The sequence below is a fragment of the Helicobacter sp. MIT 05-5294 genome, assembly GCF_000765675.1.
Classification (GTDB): Bacteria; Campylobacterota; Campylobacteria; order Campylobacterales; family Helicobacteraceae; genus Helicobacter_D.
In genome coordinates, this window is record NZ_JRPA02000005.1 from 80,591 (window position 1) to 97,834 (window position 17,244).

At 38.4% G+C, this 17,244-nt stretch carries 11 protein-coding genes; 6 read left to right on the plus strand and 5 right to left on the minus strand.

Annotation, left to right across the window (positions count from 1 at the left end; translation table 11 throughout):
* Window positions 1–13: 13 nt before the first annotated feature.
* The 3 genes from LS69_RS04035 to typA all read right to left on the minus strand — a co-directional run bounded on the left by LS69_RS04035 (window position 14) and on the right by typA (window position 5,664).
* Entirely contained in the window at window positions 14–1,405 is a 1,392-nt protein-coding gene (locus tag LS69_RS04035) for a PhoH family protein (protein WP_138122387.1), read from the minus strand.
* Window positions 1,406–3,778 carry a ribonucleoside-diphosphate reductase subunit alpha gene (locus LS69_RS04040; RefSeq protein ID WP_138122389.1) on the minus strand — a complete coding sequence of 791 codons (2,373 nt, stop codon included), beginning with the start codon at window positions 3,776–3,778 and terminating at the stop codon, window positions 1,406–1,408. It lies immediately after the preceding gene.
* Between the two features lie 86 nt (window positions 3,779–3,864).
* Window positions 3,865–5,664, minus strand: a complete 1,800-nt coding sequence (typA, locus tag LS69_RS04045; RefSeq protein WP_138122391.1) for a translational GTPase TypA — start codon at window positions 5,662–5,664, stop codon at window positions 3,865–3,867.
* 148 nt (window positions 5,665–5,812) lie between these two features.
* Between typA and LS69_RS04050 the strand changes: the two genes are divergently transcribed.
* From LS69_RS04050 to alaS, 4 genes are all read left to right on the plus strand, one after another.
* On the plus strand, window positions 5,813–8,140 hold the full coding sequence (locus LS69_RS04050; RefSeq protein ID WP_138122393.1) for a flagellar hook-length control protein FliK: 2,328 nt from the start codon (window positions 5,813–5,815) through the stop codon (window positions 8,138–8,140).
* Between the two features lie 10 nt (window positions 8,141–8,150).
* Complete coding sequence (flgD, locus tag LS69_RS04055; RefSeq protein ID WP_138122395.1) at window positions 8,151–9,062, plus strand: flagellar hook assembly protein FlgD; 912 nt, start codon at window positions 8,151–8,153, stop codon at window positions 9,060–9,062.
* Between the two features lie 30 nt (window positions 9,063–9,092).
* Window positions 9,093–11,393 carry a flagellar hook-basal body complex protein gene (locus LS69_RS04060; protein WP_138122397.1) on the plus strand — a complete coding sequence of 767 codons (2,301 nt, stop codon included), beginning with the start codon at window positions 9,093–9,095 and terminating at the stop codon, window positions 11,391–11,393.
* A gap of 142 nt (window positions 11,394–11,535) precedes the next feature.
* Window positions 11,536–14,130, plus strand: a complete 2,595-nt coding sequence (gene alaS / locus LS69_RS04065) for an alanine--tRNA ligase (protein WP_138122398.1) — start codon at window positions 11,536–11,538, stop codon at window positions 14,128–14,130.
* Window positions 14,131–14,166: 36 nt separating this feature from the next.
* Here alaS and LS69_RS04070 read toward each other — a convergent pair whose 3' ends face one another.
* Together LS69_RS04070 and LS69_RS04075 are read right to left on the minus strand one after the other, a co-directional pair.
* The gene (locus LS69_RS04070) at window positions 14,167–14,367 is read right to left on the minus strand and encodes a hypothetical protein (protein WP_138122400.1); all 201 of its coding nucleotides are present in this window, start codon (window positions 14,365–14,367) and stop codon (window positions 14,167–14,169) included.
* Window positions 14,368–14,568: 201 nt separating this feature from the next.
* Complete coding sequence (locus LS69_RS04075) at window positions 14,569–15,189, minus strand: hypothetical protein (RefSeq protein ID WP_138122402.1); 621 nt, start codon at window positions 15,187–15,189, stop codon at window positions 14,569–14,571.
* 176 nt (window positions 15,190–15,365) lie between these two features.
* On the opposite strand from LS69_RS04075, the gene LS69_RS04080 reads away from it, so the two are divergent.
* Window positions 15,366–15,956, plus strand: a complete 591-nt coding sequence (locus LS69_RS04080; protein WP_238699123.1) for a hypothetical protein — start codon at window positions 15,366–15,368, stop codon at window positions 15,954–15,956.
* A 79-nt stretch (window positions 15,957–16,035) separates the two neighbouring features.
* Window positions 16,036–17,181, plus strand: coding sequence for a metallophosphoesterase (locus tag LS69_RS04085; protein WP_138122406.1), 1,146 nt, complete (start codon window positions 16,036–16,038; stop codon window positions 17,179–17,181).
* The last annotated feature ends 63 nt before the right edge of the window (window positions 17,182–17,244 follow it).

The following is a 17,244-nucleotide window of genomic DNA, read 5'->3' on the forward strand; positions in this document are numbered from 1 at the left end:
AAAATCATAGAATCTAAAAATTCTCTTCAAACCAACCTGCGATTTCGCTACGAATGGTTTGGTGCAACACAATACCCGCAAGGAAGTCATCTTGTTTTGCTTTTTGTAGTAGGCTAATAAGTCCATTGCGGTATTTGCTAAGATAAGGGTGGTCAATTTGCAAAGGGTCGCCTAAAAACACAATTCTAGAATCCTCTGCCATTCTCGTGCCGATGAGTTTGATTGTGGCATTAGAAGCGTTTTGGGCTTCATCAAAAATAACGAATTTCTTAGCAATGCTCACTCCTCTCGCGTGTGCAATGTCCAAAACTTCAATATTATGTTTATTTAAAAAATATTCTGTTGCCTCTTGACTTTGTATGCTGTTTGCTTCTCCGCGGTATTCAATACGCTTGGCGAGGGATTCCTTTTGCATTTTGGTAATCATAAAATTAATCGCACTGAAGAGTGGATACATAAAATAATTTAATTTTTGGTTCTCATCGCCTTTGCGGAATCCAAGTTCTGCTTCTTTATCGTTTGCGGTTATGGTGTTGCGCAGATAGACGATTCCATTTACTGCGCCCTTTTTAAGTAAATGCAAACCCGCTTGAAGTGCGATGAGTGTTTTGCCGCTTCCTGTTGCACCGCTACAAATCGTGATTTTGTTTTTGGGGTGCGTGAGCAGGGCGTAGAGAAATTTTTGTTCTAAATTAATGGGGTTAATATAGAGCTTGTCTTCTTCTAAACGCATATCAAAATCTAATTCTTCAAACGCGTGATCAAGTTTGATTCCATAACGCTTTTTTCCTGTGAAATAGAGGCTGTTTTCTGTGTTGTCTTGCTCGGATATTTCAATCAAACTCCAATTTTTAAGCGCAGTAAATGCGGAATCGCATTCAAGGATTTCTTTTGTTTTGTCTTTGTGGATTTCAAAATGGTTTAAAAACTGAATCGCTTGAGGGTTTTCAATGCGGTCTCTCCTTAAGGATTGTGAAGAAACATTTAAAGAGAGCGCATAGACTTTTAGAGAAATATCGTTGGTAAGCAACACAAAATGATAATCCTTAGCAATCTCTAAAATCTGCGCGTCATTAAGCCCATAGTCTTGAAATTTTGTTTTGTAATTAGGTCTATGTAGGATTTGAAGCGGAATTTTGTGCTGATGAATTGCAAAGTAAATGGTGTGGATTTTGTCCTCTTGTATGCTTTGGAATTCAGAGATAGAGGCGGAATCGCTTAAGATATTTCTAAAAAATTCTCGCGCAAAAAACCCCGTTTCATTGTTTAAATCTTTTTTCTTATCCAATTCGCTTAGGGTTACATCGCAAATAAAAATTGTATTTTCACCCTCTTGATGCAGAAAAAAGAGATTTTCTACATCATCTAAAATAATAGAAGTATCAATCAAATAAGATTTTTTCACCTATTGGCAACCCTCACATTCAATGCTGCGGTCTAATGCTTCCGTGCTAGCTTCTGCCTCCACGCTTTGGGAACGCAAATAATAGGTAGATTTTAGTCCTAATTTCCAAGCTAAGCTATAAATCTCATTGAGATATTTTCCACTTGCAAGATTGAGGTTGATAAAGATATTTGTGCTTTGCCCTTGATCAATCCATTTTTGACGAATCGCAGCGGCTTTAATTAAGAGGCGTTGGTCAATCTCATAGGCAGAAGTGTAGTAATTCCAATTCTCTAAGCTTAAGTTTGGAGCAACCACAGGAATCAATCCGCTTAAGTTTTCTTCAAACCATTTGCGTTTGTAGATAGGTTCAATCGTTTGGGTTGTGCCAACAAGAATAGAAATAGAGCTTGTAGGTGCAATCGCCATTAAATAACCATTGCGGATTCCTTTTGTCTTGACTTCCTCACGCAAGGAATCCCAATCATAAACAAACCCAAATAATCCTCCCCTATCAATGAGTTTTTTGGCTTCGCTATTGGCTTTGTCAATTGGAAAGATTCCTTTAGACCATTCCGAGCCGACAAACTCACCATAAACGCCTTTTTCTTGAGCAAGTTTGCAACTTGAAGCAATCGCATTGTAGCTTATCATTTCCATAATTTCATCAATCTTCGTCAAATGTTGTTCGCTTCCCCATTCAATGTGGTTTTCTGCCAACATTTGCGCCTCACCCATGATGCCTAAACCAATTGCGCGATTGTTAAGATTGGTTACTTTGACTTTGCGATTGGGGCAGAAATTTAAATCAATCACATTATCTAGCATTCTTACGGCAATAGGCACAACGCGTTCAATGTCTTCTTTGGTGTAGATTTTAGAAAGATTGATAGAAGCGAGATTGCACACTGCGGTTTTTCCATCTCTAGATTCTCTTTGCGCGATGAAGACTTTTTTGCCCCGAATACTATCGGTGGAAGTGATTTTGTTGGAGGGTTTTTTCACTCCACAATCCGTAATGACTTCTTGGGATTCTGGGAAATCTTCAATCGTGCCATCTTCATATTCTACGCGAATAAAACATTCATTAGGTTCGGTGTTTTGAAAAATCTCTGTGCAGAGGTTGGAGCTACGAATCACGCCTGTGTGTGGGTTTGGATTAGCGCGGTTTGCATTGTCTTTGAAACAAAGAAAAGGAGAGCCTACTTCAAAATAACTCGTAAGAATCCTTTTCCACAATTCTTTTGCTTTAATAGTTTCTTTGGGGATATTTGGGTCTTGCTCGTATTGGATATAACGCGCTTCAAATGCTTCTCCATAGAGGTTTGTTAAATCAGAGCAGTTTAGCGAATCAAAAAGATTCCACAAACCATCTTCGCTAACCCTTTTCATAAACAAATCCGGAATCCAAAGTGCAGGAAATAAGTCGTGTGTTCTTCTTCTCTCTTCTCCACTATTTTTCTTAATATCTACGAAATCAAAAATATCACTATGCCAAGGTTCTAAATAAACCGAAATTGCGCCTTTGCGTGTGCCTAATTGATCCACTGCAATGGCAATATCGTTGGTGATTTTCAAAAACGGAATCACACCCCCCGCTGCGTTTTTATGCCCATCAATAAAGCTTCCAAGCCCACGAATCTTAGAAAAGTCCCAACCAATTCCACCACCATATTTACTTAAAAGTGCCATTTCTTTATAGGAATCAAAAATACCTTCAATATTGTCTGGAGTGCTTCCGATATAACAAGAGCTTAGTTGATGACGCGGAGTTCTCGCGTTAGAAAGTGTGGGAGTGGCTGCCATAACTTCAAATTTGGAGAGCAAATCATAAAACTTTTCAGCCCAAGCATTAGGGTCTTGTTCGTTTTGCGCCAAAAACATCGCAATACCCATAAACATATGTTGTGGCAGTTCAATAGGGTCTCCCTTTTTGTTTTTGAGCAAATAGCGGTCATAAAGGGTTTTTATTCCTAGATAAGTAAATTGCAAATCACGACTCTTGTCAATTTTTTTATCCAATCTTTCCAAGTCAAATTTTTCTTTCATACCTTTGATGATACGATTCTCATTTTCGCCCAATTCCAAGTATTCGCGCAATGATTTATAGCCATTAAAGCCATTAATGCGATGATAGAGATCATAAAGGAAAAGCCTTGCAGCAACAAAAGTCCAATTTGGACAATCAATATCAATTTTATCTACAGCAGTTTTGATTAAAGTTTGTTGGATTTCTTGTGTGGTGATTTTGTCGTGGAATTGCAGTTTCGCATCAACTTCTAGTTCGCTTTGTGAAACTCCCTCTAATCCCGCGACAGAATCTCGCGTGTATTTTTGAATCTTTGTTACATCAAGCGGTTCAATTCTTCCATTTCTTTTAATAACAGTTAGCATAGTTTCTATCCTTATTATTGATATTCTACAAGCTCATCATTTAGATGAAATCTTTTCGGTTGCCCTTTTGGGCAAATCTTACCGCATTAGCCTTTCTTTCTTTTTCTTTGTGTTGGGTCTAATACTTTTTTGCGGATTCTGATGTTTTTTGGAGTAACTTCCAAAATCTCATCTTCTTCAATCCATTCTAAGGCGCGTTCCAAATTTAAATCTCTTGGCGGCACGAGTTTGATTGCCTCATCACTTCCACTTGCGCGCATATTGGTTAGATGTTTTGCCTTTACAGGATTGACATCTAAGTCGTTTTCGCGGCTATGTTCGCCAATAATCATACCCACATAAACTTTAGTTTGCGGAGGGATAAACAACACGCCCCTTTCTTGAATATTGCCCAAAGAAAACGGAGTCGCTTCGCCATTTTCCATTGAAATCAACGCACCATTGCTTCTTGTTTCTACATTGCCACTAAAGGGGCGAAACTCCAAAAAGCTATTATTCATTACGCCTTCGCCTTTGGTATCAGTCAAAAATTCGCTACGATAGCCAATCAATCCTCGTGCGGGAATTTCAAACTCCAAGCGCGTATAACCTTCGCCCATTGGATTCATCGCTTTTAATTCCGCTTTTCTGCGTCCTAGTTTTTCAATCACACTTCCGGAATAATCTTGTGGTGTGTCAATCACTAGAGACTCAAAAGGTTCGCATTTCTGCCCATCAATTTCTTTGACAATCACTTCAGGACGCGAAATGCTAAATTCATAATCTTCACGACGCAAATTTTCTGCTAGAATTGTGATTTGCAATTCTCCGCGTCCGCTGACTTTGAATTTCCCCTCGCCTAACTCTTCAATTTTCATTGCGATATTGGTTTGCATTTCTTTTTCTAGGCGTTCTTTGAGTTTGTTTGCGGTTACATGTTTGCCCTCTGTCCCTGCAAAAGGTGAATCATTCACGGCGAAATTTACGCTCATTGTTGGTTCTTCTAAGTGCATAGGATCAAGCGGAATCGGATTATTAGGATCTACAATAGAATCTCCCACATTAATAGAATGGAATCCGGCTAACGCGACAATATCCCCAGCTTGTGCTTCGTCAATTTCAGTTCTAGCCAAACCATAAAAACCGATTAATTTAGTAATCTTGCCGGTAACTTTTTCTCCATTACCTTTAGCAAGCATAACATTCTCGCCTTTTTTGATTTTTCCATTAAAAATCCTTGCGATTCCAATTTTCCCTACATAGTTATCATAATCTAGGGTGAAAATTTGGACTTGTAGTGGGTTACTACTTTCTCCGCTAGGAAGAGGCACGAATTCCAAAATCGCATCAAAAAGCGGTTCTAGGTTTTTCTTCTCATCTTCTAATTCTTTCATCGCATAGCCATCACGCGCCGCTGCGTAAATGACAGGAAAATCTAGTTGTTCTTCGTTTGCCCCCATAGCAGAAAACAAATCAAAAACCTCATCAATCACACGGTCGGGCTGTGCGGCGGGTTTGTCAATTTTATTGACAACAACAATCGGGCGGATTCCAAAGGCTAGGGCTTTTTTAACTACAAATTTGGTTTGTGGCATTACGCCCTCTTGCGCATCTACAAGCAACAAAACGCCATCTACCATTTTTAATACACGCTCAACCTCGCCCCCGAAATCTGCGTGTCCGGGAGTGTCAATGATATTGATTTTTGTTCCCTTATAATTAATTGCGGTGTTTTTGGATAGAATCGTGATTCCGCGTTCTTTTTCAATCTCGTTGCTATCCATTACGCGTTCGTCTATTTGTTCGTGATTTGCAAAAGTTCCTGATTGCCTAAGCAAACCATCTACAAGAGTGGTTTTCCCATGATCAACATGCGCAATCACAGCAATATTTCTGATTTCTTGCATTGTGTTCCTTGAAAAATAAAAATTAAGAAGCGGATTCTATCCAAAAAGAAACTAAAAGAATCTTAACGAATGCGTAAAATATATTTGGAATAGCTTTTGCTTATCTTTTTGGAAACAGAGATTCTAAAATTTTAAATAAAGGCGTAAAATGCTACCTTTAGTGGATATTGAAAAAGTCAGTCAAAAAAATGTTGTCAAAACTCAAAACAGCCAAATTGCAAGTGAAAATGAAAGTGGAGGATTCGCTGAAATTTTTAATTTTCTAAGTTTGGATAAAAATTCTAAAAAAACGGAATCTAGTGCTAAAAAAACTCCACAAAATACGCCTGAAAACAATCAAAAAAGTAGCCTTGATAAGCTTTCTGGAAATGCCAATAAAGGCAGTAATATCCTTAAAAGTTTAGATGAAAAATACAATCTTTCTAAAAATTTTTCTAATACTCAAAAACAAGAATCCCAAAACAAGAATCCAAAAGCTAATATCCAAAACCAAAATACCCGCGCTTTGCCAAGCAATACTGCATTTAATAGTGCGAAGGAATTGCTAGAGTTTTCAAAGTCTCAAAAGCAAGAAACAAAGACTTTGAAAGATTTAAAAGCAGTCGCGGAGGATTTGAAGCTTAATGTCCAAAAAATAAGCTTACAAAATGGCGAGGAAAAAGCAGTTAAAAATACAATAAAATCTGAAAACTTGTCTGATAAAATCATTAATCCCAATACAAAACAAAGAGCATTAAATGCGGACTTGAAAGCAGAAAAAACCAGCAAAGAATCTTCTAATATTTTGGGCAATTTATTGCAAGATAAAGAATTGTTAAAGAAAGAATCTCAAAAAGATTCCAAAAATTATTCTATTAAAAATCAAAAAGAAGATTCCAAAGTAGAGGCGAAAGAATCTAAAACTCTAAAAGATTCCAAAGTGGATTTGAAAACAAAATCCGCAGAGATTGTAGAGGATTCTAAAGTCAAAACCACGCAGGTTAAAAACTTGCAAACCCAAAAAGAGGCAAAAGATTCTAAAGTAGATTCTAAAGAAGCCAAAGTGGAATCCAAAATAGATTCTAAAGAAGTCAAAAATGCAGAATCCAAAGCTAAAGAAAGCAGTGTGAAAAACACGCAACTCAAAGATTCTCAAAGTATAGAAAAAACAGAAAGCACAAAAGAATCTAAAACTCTAAAAGATTCCAAAGTGGATTTGAAAACAAAATCCGCAGAGATTGTAGAGGATTCTAAAGTCAAAACCACGCAGGTTAAAAACTTGCAAACCCAAAAAGAGGCAAAAGATTCTAAAGTAGATTCTAAAGAAGCCAAAGTGGAATCCAAAATAGATTCTAAAGAAGTCAAAAATGCAGAATCCAAAGCTAAAGAAAGCAGTGTGAAAAACACGCAACTCAAAGATTCTCAAAGTATAGAAAAAACAGAAAGCACAAAAGAATCTTTAGCAGAAAAACCAGCGCAAACGCAAAGCAAGGCGCAAGAATCCCTAAAAACTTCCCAAGATTCCAAGCAGAGTTTCACGCAAAAAGAAGCACAAAAACAAGAGAATATTGTAGAAGAAAAGATTATAAAAGAGGAATTAGTTAAAGATTCCAAAAACGCAAAAACTACTAAAGAAACGAAGTTTGCTCAAGATTTAGAGCAGAATCCCTTTATCCAAAAAGAAAAAAAGGAAGTCAAGGATTCATTGCTTAAAGACAATGAAAGCCAAAAAAGCACAAAAGATTCCAAAATAAGGACGCAAAATACAAATAGTTTCAACACTGCCTTAAAAGAAGAAAATATAAGGCAAGAAACAAAAATGCAAGATATTTTCTTGGATAATTTGCTAAAGACAAAAGATTCAAGTTTGCAAACCACTAAAGAATCTCACAGAGAAGTGATTGCAGAAGCGACGAAAGAAAATGTGGAGAAAAAAGCAAAGGCAAACCAAGAAGTTTTTAGTGCGCAAACACAAGCACAAGTAGAGAATCGCGTAAGTGTGCAAAACACTTTCTTGCACTTTAGTGATAAGTTAAGGGACGCATTGCAGAATTATCGTCCGCCTGTTACAAAACTATCTTTGGAACTCAATCCAGAGAATCTAGGAAGCGTGGAATTGACGATTACTAAGAGGGGCGACAAACTCTCTGTGCAGATTGGTTCAAACCAAAACGCCTTGCAACTCTTTATGCAAAATGCGCAGGAATTTAAAAACAGCTTGAATAACTTAGGCTTCAATGATGTGAATTTGGAATTTAAAGATAATGCGGGGAATAGCTTAGGAAGTGGGGATTTTGGAAACTCTCAAGGCGGAAATGGAGGATTCCAAGAGCAGAATCCTAGGGGGCATTCGCAACAAAATTCAGAGCAAAATTCTGATGAAAATCCAAAAAATGCTCAAAAGTGGAACGAAAATAGCTTATATATTCCAAAAGAAGCTAACAACCCTTACGCTAAAGTAGCGTTGGTAGAGATTAACTTCTCATATATTGCTTAAAGGAGCTAATATGTCTGTAACATCTACTTCAACTTTAGATGGAAGCTACAATCAAGCAACTTCTACAAGTAGCACAACAAACAATGCGACAACAAGAGGTGCTTTAGATGATAATCCGATTCCAACAACGGAAACAGAAACGGGGGGCAACTCTCTCTCTAACGAAGCATTTATGCGGTTGTTCTTAGAGCAGCTTAAAAACCAAGACCCAACTGCACCAATGGAAACGCAAGAGATTCTAACACAAACTGCGCAGCTCACACAAGTAGAAGCGCAAGAAAAAATGAAAACTGCGATGGAAAAAATGACAAGTGCGATGGAATCCATGCAAGCAACTAATGAAAAAACGATTGAAGCGCAAGAAAAAATGGTGGAATCCCAACAAAAAATCCTAGATTCTTTTGGTGCATTGGTGGATAATATCCAAGATACCAATATCTTAAGCGGTTATAATTCTGTAAGCGTAATTGGGAAAATGGCGGAAACCGGCTTGGATACAATCACGATTGAAAAGAATGAAAAAATGGAATTTTCTTTGTATTTTGATGAAGCTATTGATGCAAGCAAAGGGAATCCTAAAATTTCTATTATTACTAGCAAAGTTTCCACAGGTGAGGACGGAAAAGAATCCACAGAAAAAACAATCGTCAAAGAAATTGACCTTAGTTCGTATGATGGACAAAAAGGTTGGATTACTTTTGAATGGGATACTAAAGATAATAGTGGCGGTTATGTTAAAGCCGGAGATTATACGATTTCTGCGGAATACAATTTGGATTCTACAACCAACAAATATTTAGAAACTACACACGGGCGTGGCGAAGTGCAAAGCGTGATTTTTGATCAAGGCATTCCTTATGTGAAACTTGGCGAAATGGTTGTGCCAATCACTTATGTTTATTCATTTGAATCTAAGAGTTAATAATAAGCTACATAAAAGAAAGGATTGATTATGGTAGGCGCATTTTATAATGGAATCAGCGGGGTTAGAACACATCAATTTGGGATTGATTCGACTTCTAACAATATCGCAAACATTAACACAATCGGTTATCGCGCGAATTTGCCAGAGTTTAAGAGTTTATTTGCCACAAGTATGAACTATGTCAATGCAAACTCTCCAATCTCCAATGACTATAACTATGGTTCTACGATTGGCTCAAATGCGATTAACGCAAATGACGGAACTTATGTGAGTGCTGATGGAGATTATAATGTTGCTTATAGTGGCAAGGGTTGGTTTGTCGTTGGGCTAAACAAAAATGGCGCGTTTGACATTAATGCGCCTACTTATAATGGCACACAACAAAACTATTTCACACGCGATGGTTCTTTTAGCTTAGATGGCGAAGGGTATCTTGTCAATTCTAGCGGATATTATATGTATGGAATCAATCTAGGCAAAATCGCAGCTGATGGCACACTCACAGGCACAAATAATTTAGAAGCCGATTATGCAGGACTTTCTGGTTCTAATTTACAACCTTTGCAGATTCCAAAAAACTTGCAATACAAGCCTACGCTTACTACAGAAGTGGGATTATCTATCAATCTTAATCGCACACAAAACCCTAAAGGAATCGGGAAATTACAAGATGAGAATGGAAATTTTAGTATGGATAAATTCCTCTCTCAAAATCTCAATGCAATGATGAATGCAAATGGCGAAGCGTTAGACCCTAAAAACTATAAAGATATTAGTATTAGCATTGAACAAGCAGGAGTTACGACTAAATACACTTTTACTTATGGGGCAGCGGAAAATGGATTTACTACTATGGGTGAGCTTATGGAACTCATCAAAGAGCAAACCGGCTTAACTTTGGGCTTGAAACTAGATAGTGAGGGGAATCCTAGCGATTGTTCTATGTATCTTAGTAATGGCGGCGCACAAGATGTCAAAGTGAGCGTAAATGGCAAACTCGCAGATAAATTAGGATTAACAGCAAATAGCATTAATTTAGAATCTGCTTTTGGAAGTATGATAAAAGATTTTGTGGATAATACCGAATACCAAAATCAAGATTATGTGAAATATCAAGGAATGATTTTCCAAAAAAATGGCGAGGGCATTGCAAATGGGAATCCTTTGGATAATCCCGATGGTTGGACGCTTGTAGATAGTAGCGGAGTGCCTCCTTATCAAAATGCACAAGCGACAAATTACGACAAAGATTCTTTAGTAGTTAGTAATGGTAAAGTTTATAGAAAACTTACCGATGATGTTACAGAAGTTACAGACCCAGCAACAGGTGCAATCAGTATCGCAGCTCCAGAGGAAGACGCAGCAAATTGGGAAGAAGTCGCTACTGCAGTGAGAGGCGAAGTTGCAGAATATACTGATGGCACAACTTATGCTCAAGATTCCATTGTCAGCTATAATGGAATCCTTTATCGCAAAACCAATGGCGCAGGAAATACGAATCCCACAGAAGATACTTTGGGTTGGAGTATGGTAAGTGTTTCAAGTCTAAGTAGCACACAACTTCAAGTGCCTACTTATGAAACAAACACCGAAATTTACAGCGATTCAGGTGAAAAGTTTATTTTAAAAACACAATATATCTTGCTAGAACAAGCAAACCGCGAAGTAACACCGGAAGTTTTGGAGCGTTGGGAAGTGCGCAGTAGCATTTATGATGGCGTTGGGAAAGTAATGATTAGCGAGAATCCAACAATCAGCGAGATTACTTTTAATGATGATGGGACTGCGAATGCACAGGTTTTTCAAGTGCCTTTTAATGGTAGTAATATAAGCGTAGATTTGACACAATCTGCTGATGGCAAAACCACAAGCAACTTTGCTTATGCGGATTCTGATGTGAAAGCTGTTTCACAAGATGGCATTAATGCGGGGATTATGAAAGATGTTGTGATTGATGAGAATGGCATTATTATGGTGAATTTCACCAATGGCAAACTAGAACCAATCGGACGCTTTGGAATCGCTGCATTTGTCAATGATCAAGGCTTAAGCAAAGTGGGCGGAAATTTATTTGAAATGAATGCGAGAACGATTAACGGGCAAACCGCTGTTGTAAGCGGTCCTCCGCTTCTTGCTTGGGAAGAAAATGGACTTGCAAACTTGAAGTTTGGTAGGGTGCTAGACCATATGCTAGAGACTAGCAACGCCGATACCGGCACTGCTTTGACAGACCTTATCGTTTATCAAAGAGGCTATCAAATGAGCGCGAAATCTATCACAACTGCCGACGCGCTAATGCAAGAAGCAATCCAGCTTAAACGCAACTAATCAAGTGGAATCCCTTTTTGGGATTCTTAATTTTATTCTGCTAATTCTCCTAATTTTTCAAACCCAAGAATTTGAGTTTGCCAAAGCAAGATTTTAATTGAAAAAAAGTAGAATTTGGCAAAAATTTTTAAGGTTAAATGGAATGAATACAAAAGATGTTAGAGCTTTATTCTTAGAATATTTTGCAAACAAAGGGCATAAGATTTATGATTCTATGCCCCTAGTGCCTGATGACCCTACGCTTCTATTTACCAATGCGGGTATGGTGCAGTTTAAAGATATTTTCACCGGTAGAATCCCGATTCCTACTCCAAATATCGCGACAAGTGCGCAGACTTGTATCCGCGCAGGTGGCAAACATAACGACTTAGAAAATGTCGGCTACACCGCACGACACCATACGCTTTTTGAAATGCTAGGAAACTTTAGCTTTGGAGCGTATTTCAAAAAAGAAGCGATTGCGTATGCGTGGGAGTTTGTTACAGAAGTTTTAGGCTTTGATAAAAAGGTGCTTTATGTAACCGTGCATGAAAACGACACGGAAGCTTATGAGCTATGGAGTGCGCATATAGATGCTTCGCGTATTAAAAAAATGGGCGATAAAGATAACTTTTGGCAAATGGGCGATGTTGGACCTTGCGGACCTTGTAGCGAGATTTTTGTAGATCAAGGAGAAGAAAACTTCAATGGACCAGAAGATTATTTTGGAGGAGATGGGGATAGGTTTTTAGAGATTTGGAATCTTGTCTTTATGCAGTTTGAACGCGACAAAGAGGGGAATCTTAAGCCACTTCCTAAGCCTAGCATTGATACAGGAATGGGCTTAGAGCGCGTGGTGGCACTTTTGGAGGGAAAACGAAGTAATTTTGATTCGTCTTTGTTTATGCCGCTAATTGCCAAAGTAGAAGAAATTACGAAGCAGACTTATGTTTATGAGAGCGGAGCAAGTTTTCGCGTGATTGCAGACCATGCTAGAAGTGTGGCGTTTTTACTTGCACAAGGCGTGAATTTTGACAAAGAGGGCAGGGGTTATGTGCTACGCAGAATCCTACGCCGCGCGATTCGTCATGGATATTTGCTTGGGCTTCGTGCGCCTTTTGTTTATGAAGTTGTAGGTCGTGTGTGCGAAAATATGGGGGCGCATTATCAATATCTATTGGAAAAGCAACAAACAATTATGACGCAATGCAAAGCTGAAGAAGTGCGATTCTTTGAAACAATTGAAAATGGAATGAATCTCTTTAATAAAGAGCTAGAAAAGCTAAAACAAGAAAAAGCAAATCAACTCTTTAGCGGGGAAGTTGCCTTTAGATTATACGATACTTATGGGTTTCCGCTTGATTTGACGCAAGATATGTTGCGCGAAAATGGCTTTGGCGTGGATATGGATAGCTTTGAAATTTGTATGAAAGCACAAAAAGAACAAGCAAAGGCGAATTGGAAAGGAAGCGGAGATAGCGCAAAAGAGGGGGACTTTAAGATTCTGCTTAGCGAGTTTGGACAAAATGAGTTTGTCGGCTATGAAAAAATGGAATCCCAAAGCAGAATCCTTGCCCTTTTGGATAGCAATTTGCAACGCACAGAGGCGATAAAGGCGGGAGAAATGGGATTTGTGATGTTGGATATTACACCCTTTTATCCGGAATCCGGCGGTCCTGTGGGAGATAAAGGAATCCTAAAACATAATCAAGAAATCATCGCAGAGGTGATAGATACCAAAAAATATTTTGGCTTAAATATCAGTCAAGTTCAAGCGATTGGAAATTTAAGAATCCAAGAAGGCGTGTTTGCAGTCGTGGATTCTGCGCGTTTGGAAATTGCTAAGCACCATAGTGCAACGCATTTGTTGCATAAGGCATTGCGTGAGGTTTTGGGTGAGCATATCGCCCAAGCGGGAAGTCTCGTAGAATCCAATCGTTTGCGCTTTGACTTTAGCCACCCAAGTGCGCTAAGTCCTGAAGAGTTAGAGCGGATTGAACAAAATGTCAATGCGCAGATTCTAAGCGCAAATGCGCAAGTTTGCGAACAAATGGAATTGCAAAAAGCAAAGGCAAAGGGCGCGATTGCTTTGTTTGGTGAGAAATATGGCAAGGAAGTGCGCGTGGTGAGTTTTGGGGATTCTGTGGAATTATGCGGTGGAATCCATGTGCCAAATACCGCCTATATTGGCAGTTTTTATATCATCAAGGAATCGGGCGTAAGTAGCGGAGTGCGCAGGATTGAAGCGGTTTGTGGCAAAGCAGCTTATGAGTGGGGCAAAACTGCATTACTTAGCGTGGAATCTGCAAAAGAAAGCCTTAAAGCGCAAAACCTCTTACAAGGCATTGAAAAGTTAAAAGAACAAGTGCGGGAGCTAAAGAGTAAAGCCAACAAATCTACAAGTAACCTTAAAGAAGCAGAATCAGAAAGTATTCAAGGAGTGAAACTGATTGTGTCAGAGCTTAAAGATATAGAAGCAAGTGAGGCGAAAAAACTCGTAGATAATGCTAAAAATGAGAATGAAAAAGTCGCGGTTTTGTTGCTCACAACAGAATCCCAAAAGGATAAAATCGTGATTACCGCCGGCGTGAAAGGAATTGACTTAAAAGCAGGTCTATGGGTCAAAGAGATTGCACAAATTTTAGGGGGCAATGGCGGAGGACGCGATGACTTTGCAACTGCTGGAGGCAAGGATAAGGCTAAGATTCCACAAGCTTTGCAAGCTGCCAAAGAAATTGCCAAAAAGGCGATTGGATAGGTAGAGAATCCTAAAATAGGGGGTTTTTAATTGTAATTAGAGGTTGGATTTTGTTGAAGTCTTTACTTGGCTTTGGCGCGTTGGGATTCTGTGAATGGAATCTGAAATCTCGCCTTTTCTCGCCATTGCAAGGAAGTGAAGCTGACGCGACAATCCGCACCCTAAAATCTCGCTAAAAAAGATTCCATAGTAACATCTTTGGTAACCCAAATTATAGATTGCCGCAGCCTTTTGCAAAGACTTTGCAATGACGCAGTAGTAATAATGGTTGTTTAGACTATGGATTGCCGCAATTCCGCTATCGCAGAATCTCGCAATGATGCAGTGGAATTGCAGGTTATTTTGGATTGTGGATTATGGAATCTCTAATTGGCAATGAAATGCTACAACATTAGGGGATTATTTGCCCGTCCTCTTGCCTACGCAAGAGGCTTTAGCCTAAAAGCTAGGATAAAATGTAGAATCTGTGTTTTGGAGTTGGATAAAATTGCGTGTTGCTTCGTTGATTGCGGAATTGATGGCGTTTTGGAGTGTGATTTGGATTTGGTTTGGGTTCAGTTTGGCTTTGTCTCCAAAAACGAAATATCGGCTGTTTTGGTTTTGAATGCTTGATTTCCCACGAAAGATTCTTAAAGTTTCGGCTTGGCTAAAGTTAAATTGCACTTCAAAAATCGCCTCATCACTCGTATATTCACTCCAAAATCCACCCTCGCGCTTTTGCGTGTTGATGTTGCCAAAAATCACTTTTAATTGGTAATAAGCATTATTGGATTCTATGGTTTCAGTCTGCGAAGATTGCGCGAAACAACCACTTTGGGCGAGAGAATTTTCTATCATTTCTTGGATTTGTGCATTGGAAATTTCAAGATCATTATAATCGCCTCTTTTTAAATCTACTAATTGATAGGTTACAATAGGGTTTTGGCAAGTTTTCAAAACGCGAGAATTCGGCAAATCATCAAATTTTTGCGCACATGCACTCAATAAAAATGCACTAAGAGACAAGTAGCAAGTTTTAGCACAAAGGCTTTTGGGATTCCATCTCTTCAACAATTCCATAAACACTCCTTTAAAAATAGGCTGATTTAAAAGGCTAATTTTAACACAATTTATTGCTAATTTTATGCAAGATTGATACAATACGCAAATAATTTAAAGGTAAAAAATTGCATTTTCTAAAACACAAAAAATCCACTCTTTTAGCAATCTTGTTGTGCATTATTATAGGAATCGGAATGACCTTTTATGTGCAAGATAGCAAACAAGAATCCATCAAACAAGATACTTTGTTGTATTATATTAATTTAAGCGGCAAACAGCGACAATTAGCCCAAAGAATCGTTTTTTTGTCTCAAATTGTCGTTACAAACCGCATTTTAAATCGCAATAACCCCTCAAGTCTCACAGAGCTTCGCGAATGTATTAATCAACTCAATTCTATTCATCTTATTTTGCGAAATTTCGTAATTTCCACAATTGTTGGCGATAAAACCCATTCGACTTTGGACGAAATTTACTTTGGCGATGGAAATTTAAATGTCAAAATGGAAGAGTTTTTAAATGATGCCAATAAAATATTCTTTTTGCAATCTACACAAGATCTTTTTCGCGTCAATCAAGAGCTTTTAACACAATTAGAAGGGGATAATGGATTACTTGCAAGTTTAGAACTCGCCACACTTAGCCAACAATTCTATGCGCAAAATCTCCTTAAAGAATCGCAAAGCAATTTGCAGATTCTACTTTATGTCATGCTTCTTATTTGTGGTTTGCAAATCCTCTTGCTTTTGGGAGGCTTGGAGAAAAACAAATCCGAAAACAAATAAAGTTTAAAAACAAATCAAGAATCGTGAAGTAAATTAAAAGGCAAAACAAAGATTGAAAGGAATCGCAAAGGAGGGTTGATTGAAAAGTTATTTTCCGTTTTTGGCGTTGGCAGTTTTTTTGATTTTGCATTTGGGTATTTATTTTGGTTTGATACGACAGATTGTCAAGCCTAAGATTCCGCGCTTGGTGCTGAAGTATTTTTTGGTTTTTAACTTTTTGGGTGTGGTGAGTTATTTTGCCGCGCGGTATTTTGTGGATTTCCCGCAAAGCCTCTATTTCTTGGTTTCTTTGTCTATTGGTGTGGGATTTGTTCTTTTTGTTGTAATGTTGCTTTATCAATTTTTTTCTTTGGTTTTGCGCCTGATTGCTTGGTTGTTTCCGAAATTCTCCCAAGAGAGAAGAGGGTTTTTTCAAAACCTCTTGAATCTCACAAGCGGAATTTTTGCCTTTGCGTATTTGGGCGCAGGGTTGATTGAAGGTAGATTAGCACCTAAAATAGAGCACATTAGGATTACATTAAGGAATCTTAAAATACCAATAAATGCAGTGCAAATTAGCGATTTGCATATTGGGGGCTTGATTGAAGAAAATGTCGTGCGCCAAATCGTAGAGCAGACTAATCAGCTAAAGCCTGATTTTATCGTGCTTACAGGCGATATTATAGATACAGAAGTAGCAAGAGTGCTAAAGGCGATAGAAGAACTTGCCAAGCTAAACGCGCCTTTAGGCGTGTATTTTGTAACAGGAAATCACGAGTATTTTCATAACATTCAGCCGCTTTTAGAGAAGCTAAAATCTATCGGGATTAGAGTGCTAGAGAATGAATGTGTGCAGCTGATACAAGAGGGGGAAGTGGTGCTGAATCTTGCGGGAGTGTATGATTTGTTTGGGCGAAGAATCGGAGTTTTAAAGCCAAATTTAGAACAAGCCCTAAAGGAAAGAGTGGAATCTAAGCCTTTGATTCTCCTGTCCCATCAGCCAAAATTTGCTAATGAAGTGCAAGAATCTCATCAAGTGGATTTGATTTTAAGCGGACATACGCATGGAGGGCAGATTTTTCCATTCCGATTCCTTGTTACGCTGGATCAACCTTATCTTGCAGGTTTGTATCAACACAATCCAACCACACAAATCTATGTGAATCGTGGCACGGGGTTTTGGGGACCGCCTATGCGAATCTTGGCGCGTGCAGAGATTACATATTTTGAATTTATTGCAGGTTAAAGAAATGCTAAAAGTATTTTTCAAAGAAAGTAAAGTATAATTTCATATTTAAAATTTGGAAAT

What these genes read in the sequence shown, in the direction of transcription:
- LS69_RS04040 (WP_138122389.1), bottom strand. Translation starts at nt 3,778, where the DNA reads ATGCTAACTGTTATTAAAAGAAATGGAAGAATTGAACCGCTTGATGTA.
- typA (WP_138122391.1), bottom strand. Translation starts at nt 5,664, where the DNA reads ATGCAAGAAATCAGAAATATTGCTGTGATTGCGCATGTTGATCATGGG.
- LS69_RS04050 (WP_138122393.1), top strand. Translation starts at nt 5,813, where the DNA reads ATGCTACCTTTAGTGGATATTGAAAAAGTCAGTCAAAAAAATGTTGTC.
- flgD (WP_138122395.1), top strand. Translation starts at nt 8,151, where the DNA reads ATGTCTGTAACATCTACTTCAACTTTAGATGGAAGCTACAATCAAGCA.
- LS69_RS04060 (WP_138122397.1), top strand. Translation starts at nt 9,093, where the DNA reads ATGGTAGGCGCATTTTATAATGGAATCAGCGGGGTTAGAACACATCAA.
- alaS (WP_138122398.1), top strand. Translation starts at nt 11,536, where the DNA reads ATGAATACAAAAGATGTTAGAGCTTTATTCTTAGAATATTTTGCAAAC.
- LS69_RS04075 (WP_138122402.1), bottom strand. Translation starts at nt 15,189, where the DNA reads ATGGAATTGTTGAAGAGATGGAATCCCAAAAGCCTTTGTGCTAAAACT.
- LS69_RS04080 (WP_238699123.1), top strand. Translation starts at nt 15,366, where the DNA reads ATGACCTTTTATGTGCAAGATAGCAAACAAGAATCCATCAAACAAGAT.